The sequence below is a fragment of the Sorangium sp. So ce119 genome (assembly GCF_051524405.1).
In the GTDB taxonomy this organism is placed as follows: domain Bacteria; phylum Myxococcota_A; class Polyangia; order Polyangiales; family Polyangiaceae; genus Sorangium; species Sorangium cellulosum_G.
The window spans coordinates 1116307-1133688 of record NZ_CP150310.1 but is presented as its reverse complement, the minus strand read 5'-3'; the positions used below and the strand labels follow the sequence as shown (position 1 = coordinate 1133688).

The window sequence follows — 17382 nt, the reverse complement described above, 5'->3', positions numbered from 1 at the left end:
GGGCACCGCGAGGGCCGCGAGCAGCGCCGCGACGAGGGCGGCGCGGGAGTGATTCGAGGCGACGCTACGAGCGCCGAAAACCCGTCGAGCGATGGGGCGCTCGGGTCCGCAAGAAGGATGTGTCATGGGGAGTTCGCCCGGTTTCTTGCCAGCGCCTGCCGGTGCGGTCCAGGAGCAAAGCTGGCGGGCACCACAGTAGGGTGCTGACCGGCCAGTCATCAAGGGGGTGCTCCGGACCATGTCTACGTCCGCCTCGCACTTCATGCCGCCCCGCCCGAGGAAAATGTGCTGCGCGGCGTTCTCAGGGTTGCGTCGGCCCGCGTTCGGCAATGGGACGGGAAAGTGAATGGCCGGTCATGTTCCCGAAAAACAGCGCCGGAGGCGCTGAAAAGACGGGCAGAGAGGCGCCGGAGGGCCGACGGACGAACCGCCCGCGACCGCCACGGATCCGGCGATCGCTGCGCCCTGGAGCCTGTGGTCAGCCGCCACGGCGAGAATACCGCCACAGAATAATTCAACTCAGGTGGAATATCGATTCCCGGGGAGAGGCTCTGTGCGTGGGCCGCGCGTGCAGGGGTGAGGCGGGGCGAAGGAGAGCGACTCAGCGCCACGGATCGAAGGCGTCGCGGAGCGCGGGGCCCGTGAGCTCGGCGAGGAAGGGGTCGAGCGCGCAGACGGCGTCGAGCCAGGCGACATCGGCGGCCGAGTCCGAGGGCTGCAGGGCGAGGCCCGCGAGCCGGCGCGATCGGGCCGCGTGGGCGCGCGCGCGCGCTTCTGCGTAAGAGACCATCTCGCCCGCGGACATCATGAAGGCCCAGTCGCTCGACTGAAGGAGGAGGAGCTCGCGGATCGCTTGATCCAGCGCGCGCCCGGGCAGGCCTCCCGCGTCGCGGCGACGCGAGAGCGCGTCCAGCACCGCGCGCTCGGCGTGGTGGGCGTGACGCCACAGGCGCGCCGCGCTCGGGCCGGTCCAGAACGCGCCGAACCCGCCCTCGCCCCACGTCGAGGCGGCAGGCTCGACGACCTCCGCGGGCGGGTGGCGCTCGAGGTAGGCGCCGAGCGCGATCGGGACAGCGCGCGCCGAGGCCGCGAGGCCGCGCAGGGCGTGCTCGAGGAACTCGGGGCCCTCCAGCCACCAGTGGCCGAAGAGCTCGGCGTCGTACGGGGCGACAAGGATGGGCGGGGCGGCGGCGCCGCGGATCGACGCGAGCGCGGCCTCGCGGCGGGCCACGAACTCCGCGGCGTGCGCGCGCGCCTGCGCGGACGCGCGGCCCGGGTCGTAGGGCGCCTTGTCGGGGCCGGGCCCGGTCACGCGGTGGAGCTTGAGGCCGGTCATGAGCCGGACGCCATCGGGGCCGATCTCGCCTTCGAGCTCGCGCTCGGGCAGGTCGAGCCCGACGTCGCGGTAGAACTCGCGGTAGGCGGGGTGGCCCGGGTAGCCGGCGTCGCGCGACCAGACCTCGCGGGCGCTGTCGCGGTCGCGCCCGAAGCACGCGACGCCCGACGGCGAGAGGACGGGGACGGCGGCGCCGGCGGACGCGGGCGGCGCGGCGAGCGTCAGGGCGTGGGCGTCGAGCACGGTGAAGCGGACGCCGGCCGCGGCGAGCTCGGCGTCGATGGGCGGCGCGTAGGCGCACTCGGGCAGCCAGAAGCCGCGGGGCTCGGGCGCGCCGGTGAGGGCCGCGAAGGCGCGGCGGCCGAGCCGGAGCTGAGCCCGGATCGACGCCGGCGTGGGGAGCAGGCCGGGCAGGTAGGCGTGCGTCGCGGCCGTGGTGAGGAGCTCGACGCGGCCGGCCCGGGCGTGACGGACCAGGGCGCCCGGGACGTCGCCGCCCAGCGCGGCCCAGGCGCTCGCCGCGTCGGCGAGCCGCGCGCTGTAGAACGCGGCGGCGTGCGCGAGGGCGCTGCCGGCGAAGCGGACCTCGACCCGGGCGGCGAGCGCGGTGAGCCGGCGGAGGTGATCCTCGAACCGGCGCAGGAGCAGCTCGTCGCGCAGCATCGCGAGGAGCGACGGCGAGACGGAGACGGTCAGCGGGGCGACGACGCGATCGGCGGCGAGGCGATCGAGGACCCCGAGCAAGGGGAGGTAGCACTCCCAGAGCGCCTCGAAGAGCCAGCGCTCCTCGAGCGAACGGGCGTGCTCGGGGTGCCGCACGTACGGCAGGTGGGCGTGGAGGACGAGGGCGACGTAGCCCGGCATGGAGCGCTGGGCGGCGGGAGACCGCCGGCAGGCCCTCGTCTCGCATGGAGACGCCGGCGTGGAAAGCGCGGGGCGCTCCGGAGGCCGGGGCTCCGGGGCTCGGCTGGGCGCCTCAGCCCTGCTTGAGCTCCGCCCCGAGGTCCTCGCCGAGGCGCGCTGCCTCGCGCAGGTCGCCGGGCCACGCGACGCGACGCGCTGCCCGGCGCAGGCGGGAGCCGTCGGGCTCGGCGAGGAACGCGCGCAGCCAGAGCGCGTCGCCGTCTCGCACCGCGTAGGCGGCCACCGGGGTCCGGCAGCTGCCTTCCACGGCGGCCATCACGGCGCGCTCCGCCGTGACGCAGGTCGTGGTCTCGCGGTCCGCGAGCGCCGCCAGGATGTCGCGCACGGTGCTGTCGTCCGTGCGGCACTCGATGCCGAGCGCCCCCTGGCCGATCGCCGGCAGCGACACCTCGGGCGACAGCACCTCCGTGGCGCGGTCCGCGAGGCCGAGCCGCTTCAGGCCGGCGAGCGCCAGCACGATCGCGTCGAAGGCGCCGTCGACCACCTTGCGCAGCCGGGTGTCGACGTTGCCGCGGACCGGCTCGATCTGGAGGTCCGGGCGCGCCTCCCGCAGCGCGACAGCGCGGCGGAGGCTCGACGTGCCGACCCGGGCGCCCGCCGGCAGCTCCGCGAGCGGGGCGCCGCTCCGGGTGACGAGCGCGTCGCGCGGATCCTCCCGCGCGGGGATGCACGCGAGGCACAGCGACGGGGCGATCTCGGCGGGGACGTCCTTGATCGAGTGGACCGCGAAGTCGGCGCGCCGATCCAGCAGCGCCTCCTCGAGCTCCTTGATGAACAGCCCCTTGCCGCCGATGTCCTGGAGCGATCGATCCTGGGTCCTGTCGCCCGAGGTCACCACCTCGAGCTCGCGGAGGGTGAGGCCGGGCACCGCCGCCTCGAGGGAGCGAGCGAAGGCGCGGGACTGGGCGAGGGCGAGCGCCGAGCGGCGCGTGGCGAGGGTGAGCTCCATGTAGGTCACGCTCCTTTTAACCCAGCCGCGCGCACGGCCGCGGCTGGATTCGCGACGGCCAGGACGCTGGCCTCGCAGGGCTGGGGGCGCCCGCCGGGCTGCCGGGCATAGTGGCCGTTGTCCTCCGCGGCATGGGGGCGCGGCCCGGCCTGCCGGAGCGCCGGGTCGCCGCTGCGGTCGCCGGAGGCGGGCGGCTCCGCCCCGCGGGCGGACACCGGCGTGCGCCGATCGTCCGCGGCGTCGCGCAGCTCCCCCTCGGCGATCGCCCGGGCGACGCCGCTGTCGATCGGGGCGTCGTCGACGTCGAACAGCTCCCGGAGCGAGTCGACGTGCTCGGCGACGCGGGGATCGCCGGCCATCGCGCGGAGGCGGGTGGTGGGCACGTGGAGCAGCTTGTTCGTGGCGGCGTCGACCATGAGCGCGAGCGCCTGGCGCTCGGCCGGGCCGAGGTGCCGGAGCTTGCCGGAGAGGCTGCGCTCGACCTCGGCGGCGAGGATGGAGCGCGTGCGGGACCGCAGGCCCACGATCGTGGGCGTCAGGGCGCGCTCGAGCGTCCACGCCTCGAACGCCTGCGCCTCGTCCACGACGATCGCCTCGGCCCGCGCGGCCTCGGCGGCGCGCCCCTCGACGGACTGCGCCACGATCTGCGAGAGGTCGTCGACGTCGTACAGGTAGACGTTGTCGAGCTTGTTGACGGCCGGGTCGATGTCGCGCGGGACCGCGATGTCGATGAGGAAGAGGCTCCTGCCCTTCCTGGCCTTGCGGGCCCGGCGGACGAGATCGAGCGTGACCACGTAGCTCGGGCTCGAGGTCGACGAGACGACGATGTCGGCCTCGACGACGGCGCGCTCGAGCTCGGCCCAGGGGCGGGGCTCGCCGCCGACCTCGCGGGCGAGCGCGGCGGCGCGCTCCGGGCTCCGGTTGACGACGACGAGGCGGGCGCCGGCGCGGACGAGGAGCTTCGAGGCGGCCTCGGCCATCTCGCCGGCGCCGATGAGCAGCGCCGTGTGGCCGGCGAGATCCGTGAAGATCTGACGGGCGAGATCGATGGCGACGCTCGAGACCGAGACCTGGCCGGCGCCGATCGCCGTCTCGGTGCGCACGCGCTTGCCGACCTTGATCGCGCGGTGGGCCGCGCGGCCGAGCCGGGCGCCGAGGGTCTTCGCGCCGCGGGCGATCTCGATGGCCTCCTTCATCTGGCCGAGGATCTGCGGCTCGCCGACGACCATCGAGTCGAGCGAGGCGGCGACGCGGAAGAGGTGGACGACGGCATCGCTGCCGACCCGGCCGGCGAGGTGGCCGCGGACGGCGTCCCCGCCGATGCCGACGAGGACCGAGACGGCGGCGCGGAGCGCCTCGTTGTCGAGCGAGAGCTCGTCTTCAGGCGACGGCGGCGCGCCCCCGGCGCGGGTGAGGCCCGGCGCCGGCTGCCGCGGTGAGGCGTAGACCTCGACGCGGTTGCAGGTGGAGAGCACGAGCGCCTCCGCGATGGCGGGGTGTCCGGTGAGGCGCTCGAGCACCTCGGGGAGCTGGTTCCGCCCGATCGCGAGCCGCTCGCGCACCTCGATGGGCGCGGTCTTGTGGGAGAGCCCGACGAAGATCAACTGCCGCTAGCCTCCGAGCCCCGCGGCGGGGCGGACGAGATAGATGACGAGCACCGCCGCGGCGCAGGCGAGCCCCGCGATGGTGCCGTACGCCGCGCGCCGGCCGCGCCAGCCCGCGGCGGCGCGCAGGAGCAGCACGAGCGCGATGAGGAGCCAGGTGGCGTAGCCGAAGATGGCGCGCATCACCTCCTCGGTGTTGCCCATCTCGAGCTGGTGCGCCCAGTACGTGCCCGTGACGATGCCGAGCGTCAGCAACGGGAAGCCGGCGATCAGGAAGCGGTGGACGGCGCGGTCGAGGGTGTCGAGCGGCGGGAGGCTCCCCATGCGCTCGACGTGCCGCTTCTTCTTGAGCCGCTTCTCCTGGACGAGGTAGAGCGCGGCGGAGGCGCCGGCGAGCAGGAAGAGGGCGATGCCGAGCAGGTTCGCCATGACGTGGGCCGCGATGAACAGCGGGCTGAGCTTCGGCTCCGGGTGCGGCTTTCCGAGGAAGAAGGTGCCGAGCAGGAAGGCGAGCCCGAGCGGCCCGATGAGCAGCCCGAGCGCGTCGATGCGGAAGCGACGGCGGGCGACGAGGTAGACGGCGATCGCGAGGAGGGACGCGACCGAGAGCATGAAGTGAACGGAGTGGACCGGGCAGACGCGCGCGACGAAGCTGGCGAACGTGACGTAGGTCGCGTGCCCGAGGGCGCCGAGGCCGAGCAGCAGGGGCGCGTGCCGCGAGGGAGGCGCGGCCGCGGCGCTCGGCCGCGCGGCGGGATCATGGTGGTGCCCCGCGCCGAGCCCCGCGAGATCGGTCGCGGAGGGGAGCCGCGCGCGGCTGCGGGCGACGTCGAGGAAGAAGAGGGCGCTCGCGGCGCCGTAGAACAGCAGCGCGAGCACAAAGCTGATCCCGGAGAGGACCTCGGGCATGGCCCCCGTTATAGCCTGCCTCACCGGGGATGGCCCGCCGGCCGCAGAGGCGGCGGCTTACTCTCGTAAGAACGGGCCCGACAGCGCAGAAGAGCCGGGCCGAGCGCCCTGGAGCTTCCGCTGCCCCGACCCGCGCCAGCAGCGGCGCCGCCGGGGCGCGATGCGACACGGCTACATGTCGCTCGTCAGGAACGCGGCGAGGAGCTCCTCGTCGGTGGTCAAGCTGCTGTTGGTCGCGGTCGCCGCCGGCGCGGCCTTGCGGTGCTCGGCGAACGTGCCCACCGGCGCGCCGATGAACCCCGGGATCACGTCGTAGGCGTTGTCGCCGATGATCATGGATCCCTCGAGGATCTCCGCGCCGAGCTCCCGGAGGAAGGCGCGCGTCTTGACCCTGCCGAGGACCTCGTGGATGTCGGCCGAGCCGGTCACCTCGCGGAGCACGCGGATCGCCTCGATGATCTTGTAGCGGCGCCCCTCGGTCTTGATCAGAAGCTCGTCGTTGTTCAGATCGACGCGGTCGCTCGCGATCCAGTCGTCGAGCGCGGCCTGCGGAAAGAACACGCGGTTCTTCATCGCGCCCAGTCTACTCAAAAACAGGCCCGAGCGGTGGGGCCGCGACGGGCGGGCCGGAGAAGACGGGCGTCAGGCCGCCGGGGGCACCCTGGGCGGAGGCGCCGAGTCCCGCGGCAGGCCGCGGAGGCGCGCCGGCAGGTGCCAGAGCGACTCGAAGATCCCGAGCAGCACGTAGAAGCCGAGCAGCCACACGAGCACGAACGCCGGCTGGAGCTGCGTCGAGATCACCGCGCTCGACCCGATCGCGAACGCGACGAAGAGCACCGTCCGGACGTTGAGGCGGAGATCCTTGAACGAGCGGAACCGGATCGTCGAGACCATCAGCAGCGACAGGATCGTCGTGGTGGCGAGGATCGCCGACGCGTAGCGCTCGCCGCCGATCGCGCCGGCGGCGGCGTGGTTCGCGACCACGATCGAGACCAGGATCCCCGCCGCGCCCGGGATGGGCAGGCCGACGATGTACTTGGAGGGCTTCGTGGGCTTGCCCGCCTCGCCCATCGAGAGGACGTTGAAGCGAGCCAGCCGGACCGCGCCGCACGCGGTGAAGAAGAACGAGACGAGCAGCCCCGCGAGGTCGAAGCGGTGCAGCGTCCACTGGTACACGAGCATCGACGGCGCCACGCCGAACGAGACGATGTCGGCCAGCGAGTCGATCTGCAGGCCGAAGGCGCTCTGGGTCTTCGTCATCCGCGCGACACGCCCGTCGAGCGTGTCGAAGAACATCGCGAAGACGATCAGCAGCGCGGCGCGGTAGAAATCGTCCTCCGACTGCGCGGTCGCCGAGCGCCGGATCGAGTCAAAGCCGCAGAATATCGATGAGAGCGTGATCAGGTTCGGAAGCAGGAACAGCGTCTTCCTGAGCTCGAACCGCCGTCGCTTCCGGATCATGCCGCCTCCCTTTCAGGCAGGCGAGGCTATCGCCGTGGAGACCACGAACGCAAGCACCGCGGCATGGACGAGAGCCGTTGGAAGCTTACCGCGAGCTCGGATTCGAGAGCGTTTCATCGCACCCTCTGCTGCATTTCATTCATCGCGTCGGATCGGTCTGCGGCCGAGCGCCGCATCGACCGCTCCGCGGCATGCTCATCGGCTCGACCGCTCAGCGGCCCCATCACCGCCGACCGCTCAGCGGTCGGGGCGCGCGGTGGCAGGCTCGTTCCATACCGCCTCCGGCACCCTGGCGCCCGGATCGAAGCGGCACGCCATCGGGCGCACCTCGACGGCCACGCCGCTCGCCTCGGACGGGCCCGCGGCGGCCCGGAACAGCCACGAACGCGCGAGATCGCCCGGGACAATCGCCGAAAGAGGAGCCCGCCCGATCGATCTCGCCTCCCAGCCGGCCACGCACGGCGCGGCAGGCGTGCCGTGGAGCACCGCGGACGAGGTCAGGAGCACCATCACCTCGGCCGCGCCAGAAGAACCGGCGGCGTCGGTGACCAGGACGGGGTGGCGCGTGCCCGGGAACAGCGCCTCGCTCCCGAGGAAGAGCGGCGCCTCATGGCGCGCTGTCGCGGCGCGCTCGGCGGCAGAGCAAGGGCGCGGTACATCGCCGAGGTCGAGCGGCGTCGGGATCGGCTGCGCCGGGCCGAGCGTTCCATCCCCGCGGAACGGCTGGAAGATCCCCCACGCCGCCCCGTGCCCCGGATCCGCGACGAGCGTCGTGACGCCGATCGATTTGCCGGCGTAGGTCCAGTCCGTGTGCACGACGCGATCGCGCCCCGGCGGCGGCGCGACCGTCACGGCGTCGATCACCCACGCGGCGCCGGGATCGGGCGGGGTGGCCCCGCCGGGGGACGCCGGCGCCGAGCGGTGCGCGAGCAGCATCGTGGTCACCGGGCCGTTCGACGCCTGCCGGACCATGCCCACGCCGACAGGCTGGCCGTCCGCGAAGACGGCGTCGGCGCGCACGTCGAGGCTGCCGCGGGGGCCCGACTCGGGCCAGGGCGGGAACTCGAAGCGCTGGAGCCTGCCGGAGGGCTCGTAGAAGAACGTGAGCGCCGAGTGCGCGCTGCCGGAGTGCGGGCGGACGAAGAGCCCGCGCATCGAGACGGAGAGGAGCGCGGGATCGAAGAAATCGTCGGGGGGCGGCGCGGGCGCGCGGCGCGGGGGCGCGCCGGGCTGAGGGCGCGCGCCGGACGACGGCTGGCGCGCCGCGTCCGGGACGACCTTCACGTCGCCGAGCTCGAACGGGCCGGCGTCGGGGATCACGCCGCGCCCCGAGGTGCCATCCATCCAGTTCTCCCAGGCGACCTCGACGTTGCGCATCGGCGTGCCCGGCTTCGCCGCGCCGCCGGGGAGCCGCACGCGGGCCGCGGCGTAGCCTTCCATCTGGGTGGTGACGTTGGTCGCGACGCGCGCCCTGCCGAGCCCCGACGGCACGGCGGGCAGGAGCGAGCGCGTGACGACGCGCGCCTCGCCGGCGCCCGACTCGGGGAGCATCGCGGAGACGACGTCGACGGCGCCGCTCGGCGCGCGCGTGAGCAGCGACCAGACCGACCGGCCGCGCAGGAGCTCGTCGGCGTCGGGGAGGCCGAGGCCGCTCGAGTCGACGTGGTCGATGCGCGTCCACTTCGAGGACGGCAGCGTCTCGCAGACGATGGGCGTGCGCGCCGCGGGCTGGGCGCGCGGCGCGAGGTCCGGCGCGCGCGGCGGCGCGCCCTCGGCCTGGCCGCCCCAGCCGACGCGGGTCGCCACGTCGCCGAAGAGGCAGCCGCTGGCGCCGCACGCGATCGCGACAGGGGCCTGCGCGAGTTCGCGCGAGAGCGCCAGCATCTCCGGGAGCTCCGCCCAGCTCACGCCGCCGTCGAGCGACTCCCAGAGCACCGCGACGTCCTCCGCGCCGGCGCGCGGGGCGCGGGTCGCGAGCGCGACGACGCGCCGACCGAAGCCGGCGAGCGCCGCGCCCTCGGCCGGCGGGGCCGCCGCCGTGAGCACCCGGCCGTCCTCGTCGGCGGTCAGGTACGTGAGCGCGCCGCGGTCCGAGAGCAGGAGGCCGACGGCGCCGTCGTCCGCGGGGCGCAGCGCGCTCTCCTCGACGATCTCGAGCCCCTCGGACGAGGGGCCGTCGCCCGGCCCGCCCTCGGCGTCCTCGGCCTCGGCGTCCTCTTCGGGCGGCGCCGGCGCCGTCGCGGCGGTCGCGTCGAGCGATCGCGGCGCGAACGTCTCGCCGCCGTCGTGCGAGACGAACAGCGCGAGGCGCTCGTCCTTGCCGCGGTAGCCGAGGAAGTAGGCGGAGCGCCCGTCCGCCGAGAACGCGGGCAGCGCGGCCGGGGCGCTGAGCGTGGGGGCCGCCGTGAGGGCGACCGTCGCGCGGGCGTCGTCCCCGGCGCCGTCGTGGGTCAGGAGCAGCGGCGCTGTCGGCTTGCAGCCGCCGGCGCCGTCGCTCGGCTTGCAGACGCCGGTCAGGAGCGCCGCGCCCTCGGGCGCCACCGCGACGCCGACCTGGTCGATGTCCGGCGTCTCGAGCGTGGCGGCGGGCGACCACGTGCCGCCGCCGTCCTCGCTGCGGAGCACCCGCGCGAGGATGCGGTCGCCGTCCGGCTCGGAGCACACCGCGACGATGCGCCGGCCGTTCGCGCCGTTCGCGCCGAGCTTGATGCTCCCGCACTCGCCGGTGCCCGGCAGGGGCGCCTCCCTGAGCGGGCCCTCGATGGGGCCGCTCGCGAAGCGCCACGGCGCGCCGGCGTCGTCGGGCCGGACCGCCTCGAGGTAGCGACCGCCGGTCATCGCCGCCCGCCCGAGCCACACCGAGGAGGCGGACGGGGCGCGCGGGGCCGCGACGGCGAGCTCGACGTCGGCGCGCGGGAGCACCGCGGCGCTGCGCGAGAACGCGGGCGCGCGCCGCGGATCCCAGGTCGCGGATGCGAGGAGGCCCTCGGCGAGGAGCTCGCCGCCGAGGACGCCGACCCGCGAGAGGCCCATGGCCGGGAGCGGCGCGCGCGACCAGGTCGCGCCGCCGTCCTCGCTCGCGAACAGCGCCTCGGGCAGCGCGAGCGCGAGCGCCCGGCCGCCCTCGGCCATCGCGACGCCGAACGCGCGCGGCGGCGGGGAGCCGCCCTGCCCCGCGGCGCCGTCGAGCGGGACCGGCTTCCAGCCGAGATCCTCGCGCCAGCGGAGCACGCCGCCGCCCCGGGTCACCCCGAGCAGCGCGCCGCCGGCGCCCGCGACCTGCGCGAGCGGCTCGGGCGGCGTGAGCGTGCGCGTGAACTGGCCGAGCGGCGAGGAGGCCTCGTAGATCGCCCCGCTGGCGCCGACGAACATCCACGAGGCCGGCGAGCGCCGCACGATCGCGGTGAGCTCCTCGGGCGCAGGCGAGGCGCTGGTCCTGCCCTGGCCCGCGCAGCGCGCGGCCGGCGCGGCGGCGGGCGCCTGAGGGTCGGGCGTGACCGTCCAGCGCTGGCCCCCCTGAGCGACGACGACGCAGCCGGCGCCCGCGGGCGCCCACGCGACGGCGGCGTCGGGCGCCGCGGGGTGGTAGCTCCAGCGCGCCGGCGAGGTGTAGGCAGCGCCCGCGATGTCCGCCGACGGGACGGCGGCCTCGGCCGGGCGGGGCGGCTGGGCCGGGGCGCCGGAGCAGCCGGCGAGCGCGCACGCCGACGCGAGGGCGACCGGCGCGCGGGTCCGCGACGGCGGCGCGGTCATTCGACCCAGCGGGCCACGAACAGGTTGGTCTCGCCCGGCTTCTCGCCGTACCGGTTCGAGGCGAAGACGACGTGCTCGCCGGTCGGCGAGAACATCGGGAAGCTGTCGAAGCCCTCGTAGAAGGTCACGCGCTCGACGGGCGGCACGCCGTCCGCCGACGGGGGCGCCTCGGAGTCGACCAGGTAGAGGTCGAAGTTCGGCATGCCGCGCGCGCCCTGCGGGGTGCTGAAATCCGAGGCGAAGAGGATGCGCCGCGAGTCCGGCAGGAAGTAGGGCGCGAAGTTGGCGCGGCCGTTCCTCGTCACCGCGCGCGGGTTCTGCCCGTCGGCGCTGGCGACGAAGATCTCGAGCGCGCTCGGGCGCACGAGCCCCTTGGCGAGCAGCGCGCGGTAGTCGTCGAGCGCCGCGCCGGTCGGGCGGCTCGCCCGCCACACGAGCTTGGTGCCGTCAGGAGAGAAAAATGCACCACCATCGTAACCAGGCGTGCTCGTGATGCGCCGGACGTCGGAGCCGTCGAGCTTCGCGGTGTAGAGCTCGATGTCCCCGTCGCGGTTGCTCGTGAACACGAGGCGCGAGCCGTCGAACGCGACGGTGGCCTCGGCGTCGTAGCCCTTGCCCTGGATGAGGGGGCGGAGGTCCGAGCCGTCGACCTTGGCCGTGTAGATGTCGAACTCGTCGAGCGGCCAGACGTACCCCTGCGAATGATCGGGCTTCGGCGGGCACGCCTCGCCGGCGGCGTGGGTGGAGGCGAAGAGGACGCGCGCGTCGGCCGGGGCCGCGGGCGCGGGGAACAGGAAATAGCCGCAGGTCGTCTTGCCCTGGCCGTTCGAGACCCGGCGGACGTCGCCGCTCTCCAGGTCGATGACGTACTGCTGGTCGCACTTGTTGCCGTCGCGGGTCGACTGGAACACGAGCTTCTTGCCGTCGGGCGACCAGTACGCCTCGGCGTTCTCGCCGCCGAAGGTGAGCTGCCGGAGATCGGCGAGGTGCTTCTCGCGCGGGTCGGCGGCGACGCTCTTGCCGGCGCGGACGCGGAACGGGAGCCACTCGGGCTTCGCGGTGGTCGTCGCCTCGGGGATCTGGCCGAGGGGCTCCTTCGGCCGGGGTTCCGGGGAGGCGCAGGCGGCGAGGAGCAGACAGGCGAGGGCGGCGGTCGGCCTTCGGTTCATGGCCGCGCGACTCTAGTACGAAAGCGGGGAGACGTCGCGCGCGCCGCTACGGGCGGGAGATCACTGCCGGAAGATCGTCACCGTCGTCGGAATCGTATGGCCACCACCGACGCAGTTGGGGAAGCTGCCGTCCTCCGTCGGTCTGCCGCAGAGATCATCGCATTCACCGAGGACGTCGATGATGCAGCCCGACGCGTCGACCCCCGTCCCGCCGCAGACGCGGGAGATGAGCGTCGACCCGGGCGACCTGCACGCGAACCGGAGCGGCTCCGGGGCGAAGAGATCGCCGAAATAGGCACCCTCGCGGTGAGGGAAGCTCTCCCGCTCCGCGGCGTCCGCCTCGAGGGCCTTGTTCCTGCCCCGCATCGAGATAGGGATGCTCTCCCCGAGGTAGTTGACCCTGGCCAGCATGCAGGCCGACACCCATCCTTGGCAGTGCGCGTTGCATTGTCCATGGGCGCGGCCCCACTCGGGCGCGAGGCCGACATCCCCCTTGAACACATGCTCCTGGCCGTCGAGCGACACCTGCACGGCTTGCCCCGCCGGGAGCGCGCAGCCCGCCACGTAGGTCAAGAACTCGCGCGCCAGAGGGTCCCGCAGCGCGCTCAGGACATGGCTGCTACCCGCGACGCCATCGTTCGTCAGCGGGTTGCCCGTGAGCGCCTCGGTCGCGAGCCGGTCTGTCGTGAGGGCGCTGGCCTTCAGCGCGTTCTTCGTGAACGCGTTCTTCGTGAACGCCTCTTGCGCAATCTCATCGACATACTCCTCCGGAGACTCAGCGTCGCCGACACAGGCCGGCAAACAGACGCTCAGCAGGCCCAGGATCGAGGTCGCCAGTTCGAGTTGATTTCGCATAGCCCCCTCAACACGAATGAAACATGCATCAGGAGTTTCCTCAATCAATTTTCAGGCAGAATCTGAGAATTCTGCGCCTCCGGTGACGTCGTGAGGACAGCGCAAGAGCGGTAGGACAGGCGCGCTCGTGGGCCTCATGCGGACTCCTGGAGAGCCGCAAGCAGGGAATCCTACGTACGGCCGATCACCGAATTACGGCGATTCGTGATCGCCGAGCCACCGCGCCGCGAGCGCGAGCGTCTCGCCGTTGTCGAGCGCGGAGAGGAACCGGTCCCGGTAGCGAGGATTCGAGATCTGCGCGGCGCGGGAGAGCACGCTGCGGCGCGCCTTCGCGATCGCGGCGAGCGCCTCGGCCTGCTGGCCGCTCGCGAAGAGGGCCTCGGCCCGGACGAGCCGGATCAGCGACTCGCCCTCCTCCACGGCGCCGAGCGACTCGAGCAGGGAGAGCGCCTCGCCGGACAGCGCGAGCGCCTCGTCGGCGCGGCCCTTCCGGAGCAGCACGCGCGCGGAGAGGGCCCACGCCGCGGCGCGCAGCGGCGGCGCGCTCTGCAGGAGCTCCGCCGCGGCGCGGGCCTCGGCCTCGGCGGCGGCGAGATCCCCGGCGAGCAGCGCCGCCTTCGCCAGGTAGGCGCGGGCGACCCCCTCGGCCCTCGGATCGCCCAGCCGCTGGAACGTCGCGATCGCCTCCGCCTCCAGCCGGCGCGCCTCGTCGAGATCGCCGCGGGCGATCATCACGCTCCCCAGGTTGCTGCGGGTGAACGCGGCGAGGTCCGTGAGCTCCATCTGCTCCGCCGCGCGCAGCGCGGAGCGAAGCGCGGCCTCGGCCCCGTCGTAGTCGCCGAGCTCCATGGTGATGGCGCCGAGGTTCACCCGCAGCGAGCAGGCGTTGCGGCGATCGCCGCTCCGCTCGAACACAGCGAGCGCCGCCTCGACGCCCTCGAGGCAGGCGCCGGGGTCGCCGGAGGTCATCGCGCGGATGGCGCGCGCCTCGTAGAGCCTGGCGAGCACCTCGACGTCGAGCAACCGGCCCTCCGCCTCGCTGCGCTCGAGCGCCTCGATGATCCCGTCCGCCGCGGCGTAGCGGCCGCCGAAGACGAGCCAGTGGGCCCCCTCGACGAGGCAGATGTCCCTCCTGGTCAGCGCGCCGCCCTGGGGCGACGCGCCGCGCGCCGTCGTCACCCAGGACTCGACGCGGTCGAGGGCGCCCTGCTTGCCGGCGGCCATGATCACCTCGGTGACCGCGGAGTACCAGGACGGCGAGCCGGGCTCGAAGAGCGCGGCCGCCTCGAGCGCGCGCTGCTCGGCCGCCGCGAAATCGCCGCGCCAGACGCGGGCCTCGGCCTCGACGAGGAGCAGCCCGCCCGCCTCGACGCCGGACGCGCCGCACGCGAGGCCGCGCCCGGCGTGGCCGATCGCGGCGAGGAGATCGTTGCCGCGCAGCGCCTGCTCGGCCGCGCGCCGGTACCACGCCGCCGCCCGCCCGGGCTCGGCGCCGCGCTCGAAGTGCTCCGCGAGCTCCGCCGCGTCGCCCTTCCCCTCCCCCTCCAGCCACTCGCCCGCGAGCCGGTGGCCGAGCTTCCGGTCGTAGTCGGTGAGCGCCCCGTACGCCGCCTCGCGGACGAGCCCGTGCCGGAAGCTGTACTCGGGCTCGTCCGCGCCCGCCTCGCTCGGCGGACCCTGCTCGATCGCGTCGCCGTCGCTGACCGGCGGCGCCTCGCGGGCCTCGGCGTCGGCGGCCATCCCGCGCGCGGACGTCGACGAGAGGAGGCCGGCGCCGCGCGCGCCGCCCCGGCCGGGCTGTCGCCGCGGGACGATGACCTCGCGCTCGACGAGCTCGGCGAGCCGGTCGGCCACCTCGGCGTCGGCGCCGCCGAGCAGCGCGGCGACGCCGCGCGAGCGGAAGCTCTGGCCGAAGACGCTCGCCGCCCGGAGGACGCGCCGCGCCTCGGGATCGAGCGCCTCGAGCCGCGCCTGCACCATCGCGAGCACCGTCTCCGGCAGCGCGGCGCCCCGGCCCTCGGCGGCCGCGCGGATCTGCTCCTCCAGGAAGAAGGCGTTGCCGTCGGCGCGCTCGACCAGCGTGGCGACGACGTCCTCGGAGACGGCGCTGCCGAGCGCCTGGCGCACGAGCCGCTCGCTCGCGCGGCGCGAGAGCCCCGTGAGCTCGACCTCCTGCACGCCGCGGCCGGCCCACAGCTTCGGGAACATCTCGCGCACCTCGGGCCGGCCGAGCGCCAGCACCATGAACGGCGCGTCGCGCAGGTTGCGGAGGGCGCTGTTGATCATGGCGACCGTGGGCAGGTCGCCCCAGTGCATGTCCTCGAGGACGAGCAGCACCGGCTGCGCGGCGCACTCGGCCCGCAGGAACTCCTCCCAGACGAGGTGGAGCTGGTCGCCCATGAGCATGGAGCTCCGGCGCGCCGCCCGGAGCGCCTCGCTCGCCTCGTCCGGGAAGGGCGCCCCCACGATCTCGCCGAGGAACGGCGCCATGCGCTCGCCGTCCTCGCCGTGGCGGGCGAGGCGCTCGCGGATCCTGCGCTGCACCGCCGCGGCGGGCGCGCCGTCGGCGACGCCGAGCGCGCGCCGGAGCACCTGCGCCAGCAGGCCGAAGGCGGCGCCGGCGCTCATCGGGTCGCCGCGCGCGATCCAGACCTCCATCGGCTCGCCGCGGGCCCGGAGGCGCCGGAGCAGCTCGCTCCGCAGGCGGGATTTGCCCAGGCCGGCGGGGGCCGTGACCAGCACCGCGGAGGGCGTCTGCTCCTCGATGCACTGGACGAACGTCGCCTCGAGGAGGGACAGCTCGCGGTCGCGGCCGACGCACGGCGTGGGCTTGCCGAGCAGGCGCGGCACGGCCTCGAGGTCGTCGCGCTCGCCGCGCAGGAGGTGGCCGGCGTGGTCGGCGCCGACGTCGAACCGCGCGCCGAGCAGGCCGGCCGTGACCTCGTCGATGCGGACGACGCCGGGCCGCGCCGCGTCGCCGGCGAGGAGCGCGGCGGCCTGATCGATGAGCTTGCCGATCGGCGAGCGGGCGGAGATCTCGGTGCGCCCCGCGACAAGCGCGACGGGCGCGCCGCCGAGCAGCACCTGCATGGCCAGCGCGCAGCGCGCGCCGCGGGCGGCGAGATCGGTCGGCGCGACGGCGCCGGACAGCACGACGACGGGCGAGCGCGACTCGATGATCTCGAGGCGGCCCTGGTGGCGCTCGGCGAGGGCGCTGAGCGCGCGCACCCGGAGCGCGTCCTCGCCCTCGGACCGGGTCGCGTCGCTGTCGAGCGCGCCGTCGCGGGCGAGGAGGAGGCAGATCATCCGGCGCTCGCCGGTCGTGAGCTCGGGGGTCGGGCCGCCGAGGGGCAAGGGCACGCGCCGCGAGCCGGGCGCGAGATCGCCGAGCGACGAGAGCTCGACGGCCACGGCCGCGCCGTCGCGGGGGCGGTCGCGCGGCGCCTTCGCGAGCATGCGGAAGACCAGGTCGTCGATCGCGGCGGGGATCTCGCCACGGAGCTCCCGGAGCCGCGGGGGCTCCTCGAGGAGGACCTTCACGAGCACGGAGAGGCTGTCGTTGCCGACGAACGGGGGCCGGCCGGTGAGGCAGCGGTAGAGGACGCAGCCGAGGGCGAAGACGTCGGCGCGGGCGTCGATGGCGACCTCGCCGCGCGCCTGCTCGGGGGCCATGTAGCCGGGGGTGCCGAGCATCACGCCGGGCATGGTGAGCTCCTGGCCGGCCTCGGCGACGTGCGCGACGCCGAAGTCGAGGAGGGTGACCTCGTCGACGGAGCCGCCGACGAGCAGGAGGTTGCTCGGCTTGAGGTCGCGGTGGACGATGCCGAGCCGGTGGAGGGCGCCGAGGGTGGACGCGACGCGCACGCCGAGCGCGAGGCTCTCGGGGACGGTGAGCGGCTCGCGGAGGAAGCGCTCGGCGAGGGTCTCGCCGGAGAGCCACTGCATGGCGAGGTAGGGGTCGCCGCCCTCGGTCGTGCCGTGGGCGACGTACCCGACGATGCCGGGGTGACGGAGCGCGGCGAGCGCGTGGGCCTCCCGGAGGAAGCGGTGCGTCTCCTGGGGGCCCCTGCGCTGGAGGACCTTGAGCGCCACCGGCTCGCCCGTGAGGCGATCGCGGGCGCGGAAGATCTGCGCCATGCCGCCGGCGGTGGCGTGCCCCTCGATCTCGAAGCGGTTGCCGACGAGGTCCCCTGCAAGCATCAGCACCACCCCCGCCGCGGCTCAGGGAGCCGCATCGCTCGCCTGTGCAGCGCGTCGCGAGCCCATCGCAGTGGCCCAGGATAGCCAGAACCCGGAGCTTTCCAGACAGCAAATGTTGCTGTGAGCGGGGCAACGACGACAGGCTCTGTGGAACGTCTGTCGAACGCCTCGCAGGAGCAGGTCTTGCGTTCGTCGAACCTGAGAGCACAGGCGACTGTCCCT

The 17382-nt window shown here is 74.6% G+C and carries 10 protein-coding genes; all 10 read right to left on the bottom strand.

Annotated features, from left to right (window positions below; genetic code table 11):
- Nucleotides 1-601: 601 nt before the first annotated feature.
- Complete coding sequence (locus WME76_RS04490) at nt 602-2200, bottom strand: glycoside hydrolase family 57 protein (protein WP_437958971.1); 1599 nt, start codon at nt 2198-2200, stop codon at nt 602-604.
- A 112-nt stretch (nt 2201-2312) separates the two neighbouring features.
- Nucleotides 2313-3209 (bottom strand): hydroxymethylbilane synthase, encoded by an 897-nt coding sequence (gene hemC, locus WME76_RS04485; RefSeq protein WP_437958970.1) that lies wholly within the window; start codon nt 3207-3209, stop codon nt 2313-2315.
- A gap of 5 nt (nt 3210-3214) precedes the next feature.
- Nucleotides 3215-4813: a glutamyl-tRNA reductase gene (hemA, locus tag WME76_RS04480; RefSeq protein ID WP_437958969.1), complete on the bottom strand. Its 1599-nt coding sequence runs from the start codon at nt 4811-4813 to the stop codon at nt 3215-3217.
- Nucleotides 4814-4819: 6 nt separating this feature from the next.
- A complete protein-coding gene (locus WME76_RS04475; protein ID WP_433934694.1) occupies nt 4820-5722 on the bottom strand; it encodes a cytochrome C assembly family protein in 903 nt (300 codons plus the stop codon).
- Nucleotides 5723-5893: 171 nt separating this feature from the next.
- Nucleotides 5894-6295 (bottom strand): hypothetical protein, encoded by a 402-nt coding sequence (locus WME76_RS04470; RefSeq protein WP_061609196.1) that lies wholly within the window; start codon nt 6293-6295, stop codon nt 5894-5896.
- A 69-nt stretch (nt 6296-6364) separates the two neighbouring features.
- Entirely contained in the window at nt 6365-7183 is an 819-nt protein-coding gene (gene pssA / locus WME76_RS04465; protein ID WP_061614979.1) for a CDP-diacylglycerol--serine O-phosphatidyltransferase, read from the bottom strand.
- Nucleotides 7184-7420: 237 nt separating this feature from the next.
- Nucleotides 7421-10936, bottom strand: a complete 3516-nt coding sequence (locus WME76_RS04460) for a hypothetical protein (protein WP_437958968.1) — start codon at nt 10934-10936, stop codon at nt 7421-7423.
- Nucleotides 10933-12105 (bottom strand): hypothetical protein, encoded by a 1173-nt coding sequence (locus tag WME76_RS04455; RefSeq protein WP_437958967.1) that lies wholly within the window; start codon nt 12103-12105, stop codon nt 10933-10935. The genes WME76_RS04460 and WME76_RS04455 overlap by 4 nt, the downstream gene beginning before the upstream one ends.
- A gap of 60 nt (nt 12106-12165) precedes the next feature.
- Entirely contained in the window at nt 12166-12960 is a 795-nt protein-coding gene (locus WME76_RS04450; RefSeq protein WP_437958966.1) for a hypothetical protein, read from the bottom strand.
- 192 nt (nt 12961-13152) lie between these two features.
- Nucleotides 13153-17160, bottom strand: a complete 4008-nt coding sequence (locus tag WME76_RS04445) for a protein kinase domain-containing protein (RefSeq protein WP_437962072.1) — start codon at nt 17158-17160, stop codon at nt 13153-13155.
- Between the last annotated feature and the right edge of the window lie 222 nt (nt 17161-17382).

Excerpts from the sequence above, each read along its gene's own strand:
- pssA (WP_061614979.1), bottom strand. The coding sequence starts at position 7,183 with ATGATCCGGAAGCGACGGCGGTTCGAGCTCAGGAAGACGCTGTTCCTG.
- WME76_RS04470 (WP_061609196.1), bottom strand. The coding sequence starts at position 6,295 with ATGAAGAACCGCGTGTTCTTTCCGCAGGCCGCGCTCGACGACTGGATC.
- WME76_RS04490 (WP_437958971.1), bottom strand. The coding sequence starts at position 2,200 with ATGCCGGGCTACGTCGCCCTCGTCCTCCACGCCCACCTGCCGTACGTG.
- WME76_RS04450 (WP_437958966.1), bottom strand. The coding sequence starts at position 12,960 with ATGCGAAATCAACTCGAACTGGCGACCTCGATCCTGGGCCTGCTGAGC.
- WME76_RS04455 (WP_437958967.1), bottom strand. The coding sequence starts at position 12,105 with ATGAACCGAAGGCCGACCGCCGCCCTCGCCTGTCTGCTCCTCGCCGCC.
- WME76_RS04445 (WP_437962072.1), bottom strand. The coding sequence starts at position 17,160 with ATGCTTGCAGGGGACCTCGTCGGCAACCGCTTCGAGATCGAGGGGCAC.
- hemC (WP_437958970.1), bottom strand. The coding sequence starts at position 3,209 with ATGGAGCTCACCCTCGCCACGCGCCGCTCGGCGCTCGCCCTCGCCCAG.
- WME76_RS04460 (WP_437958968.1), bottom strand. The coding sequence starts at position 10,936 with ATGACCGCGCCGCCGTCGCGGACCCGCGCGCCGGTCGCCCTCGCGTCG.
- WME76_RS04475 (WP_433934694.1), bottom strand. The coding sequence starts at position 5,722 with ATGCCCGAGGTCCTCTCCGGGATCAGCTTTGTGCTCGCGCTGCTGTTC.